Here is a 2,493-nt window from a genome sequence, read left to right on the forward strand (position 1 = left end):
ACGGTGCCGTACCGGCCGGCGCGACGCGCTGACGCGTCGCGCCGTCCACCCACCCAGATCGGCGGCGACGGTTGCTGCACGGGCACCGGGGCAAGCTCCTGGCCGGAAAAGGTGCTGTAGCGGCCGTCCGCGTGGACCGGAGCGCCCGTGAACAGCCTGGCCAGCAGGTGCAGCGCCTCGTCGGTGCGACGGCCACGCTCGTTCACCGGCACTCCGGCCGCGTCAAACTCGGGCGGGAACTCGCCACCGACGCCGATGCCAAGATCGAAGCGGCCGCCGGAGACGCCGTCGAGGGTGGCGATCAGCTTGGCAGCCAGTGCCACCGGGTACAGCGGCAGGATCGTCAGCGCGCTCAGCAGGCGGATGCGGTCGGTCGCGCCGGCGGCGGCCGCCAGGGCGACGAAGGCATTGGCCGTCGGGCCGTGGAAGAACAGGTGCTCGCCACAAGCGATGGCGTCGAACCCGGCCTCCTCGGCGCGCCGGGCGTGCGCAGTGACGTCGGGCAGCGCGCAGTCCGGCGGCAGCATGAGGGCGACGTGCATCAGCCGCCCACCGCCGGAGCGTGCGAGCAAGCCGTGGGCGCGGTCATACCGGGCTCACGACGTGGTGGCGGCGGCGCGAGGACCGCTCCCATCTCGTGCACGCCCGCAGCCGGCTGATCAGCTCGATCCGCAACTCCCCGGGGCGGACGACGGTGTCGACGACGAGTTCGCTGCCCATGCGCAGCAACGTGAAATCAGCGGCCTGCTCGGCAATCCGTGCGCGCACGAAGTCCGCCCGCTCATCCTCGTCCTCGATCGCGGCTATCTTGTTGGCGTAGACGGCGTTCACCGACGCCTCCGGTGACATCGTGCCGATCGACGCGGTCGGGAGCGCGATCGTGGCCCGCGGTTCGAAACCGGGAGCGCACATCGCGTAGTAGCCCGCCGCGTAGCTCTTACGGAGCACGACCGAGAACTTGGGCACTTCGGCGCTGGCCATCGCGGTGATCATCTTGGCCCCGTGCCGGATGATGCCCTGGCGTTCGACCGCGACACCCACCATGAAGCCCGGAACGTCGTGCAGGAAGATCAGCGGCACGTTGAAGGCATCGCACAGCGACACGAAGCGCGCGGCCTTGTCGGCCGAATCGACAAAGATCGCGCCGCTGCGCACCTGGGGCTGATTGGCCACGAGCCCGACCACCCGCCCGTCCACCCGCGCGAACCCCACCACCATCTCCTGCGCCCAGCGGGCCTTGATCTCGAAGAAGCTGCCGGCGTCGACGACGCGGTCGATCACCGAGCGTACGTCGTAGCCGATATTCGGGTCCTCAGGAATCAGCCCGGCCGGCCACTCGGTCTGTGCAGGAAGCTCCGGCTGCGCGAGCGCCGGGGGATCCTGCCAGTTGTCGGGAAGGTAGGACAGGAGCAAGCGGGCGGCCGCGATGACCTGCCAGTCCTCGTCGAACACCTCGTCCCCGCAGCCGGAGACGGTGGCGTGCATCATCGCGCCCCCCATCTCCTCCAGCGACGTGCGCTCGCCGGTCACCTTCTCCGCGACCCGGGGTGAGGCCAGGTACATGGACGCGTTGCCGGCCACCATGCCGACCCAGTCGGTGAAGGCGGGCATGTAGGCGCCGCCGGCCGCCGATGGCCCGAACAGGCAGCAGATCTGCGGGACCCGCCCGGACAGCGCCACCTGCAGCGCGAAGATGCGCGATGCGCCGCGCCGGCCGGAGAAGAAGCCGAGCTGGTCGGTCAGCCGCCCGCCGGCGGAGTCGACGAGATAGAACACCGGCAGCAGGTCGCGGTCGGCCCGCTCGAGGATCCGCACCTGCTTCTCGCAGGTCAGCTCGCCCCACGAGCCGGCCTTGACCGAGAAGTCGTGCGCGATGACGGCGACCGGGCGACCCTCCACCATGCCCACCCCGGTCACCACGCCGTCGGCCGGCAGGCCGTCACCGGCCGCGTCGCCCAGCAGGCCGTCCTCGACGAAGCTTCCCTCGTCTAGCAGCAGCGCGACGCGCTCACGAACCGGCAGTTTCGTGGGCCACCGGCTTCCGTCACCCCCGGCGCGAGCGACCCGGATTGCCTCCTCGACCTCGTTCATCCTGCCGCCCGTCCCGCGACGAGCATCGCGAGCGTGCCGACGACGGCCTCAGTCTCGCGCTGGTTGCGTACGATGAACTCCGACCGGACGACCGCGTGCCGCTCGTCCGCCCGCGGCGTCACCGAGCTCACCTCCGTCTCGACGTGGATCGTGTCGCCGATGAAGGTCGGCCCCACGAACCGCAGCCGGTCAATGCCGTAGAACGCCTTGACCGCTTCCGGCCGCAACCTCACCAGGCCGAGGCCGAGCGAAAGCACCAGCGCGCCGTGCGCGATCCGCTGACCGAAGATCGGGTCGGCCGCCGCGTACTCGGCGTCAGTGTGCAGCGGGTGCCAGTCGGCGGTCATCCCGGCGAAGTTCACCAGGTCGGTCTCGGTGACCGTCCGCGCGCGGGTGCGGTGC

The 2,493-nt window shown here is 70.8% G+C and carries 3 protein-coding genes; all 3 read right to left on the minus strand.

Going from position 1 to position 2,493, the window contains the following annotated elements; all coding sequences use genetic code 11:
* Window positions 1-542, minus strand: a 542-nt coding sequence (locus tag VG296_RS13190; protein WP_325565970.1) for an LLM class flavin-dependent oxidoreductase, incomplete at its 3' end; no start/stop codon positions are given.
* Between the two features lie 43 nt (window positions 543-585).
* Window positions 586-2,091: an acyl-CoA carboxylase subunit beta gene (locus VG296_RS13195; protein WP_325565971.1), complete on the minus strand. Its 1,506-nt coding sequence runs from the start codon at window positions 2,089-2,091 to the stop codon at window positions 586-588.
* Window positions 2,088-2,493, minus strand: a 406-nt coding sequence (locus VG296_RS13200; RefSeq protein WP_325565972.1) for a MaoC/PaaZ C-terminal domain-containing protein, incomplete at its 5' end; no start/stop codon positions are given. The genes VG296_RS13200 and VG296_RS13195, both read right to left, overlap by 4 nt.

It is taken from the genome of Actinospica sp. (assembly GCF_035552695.1).
GTDB lineage: Bacteria > Actinomycetota > Actinomycetes > Streptomycetales > Catenulisporaceae > Actinospica.

Coding starts and splice junctions, on each gene's coding strand:
- VG296_RS13195 (WP_325565971.1), bottom strand. CDS start 2,091: ATGAACGAGGTCGAGGAGGCAATCCGGGTCGCTCGCGCCGGGGGTGAC.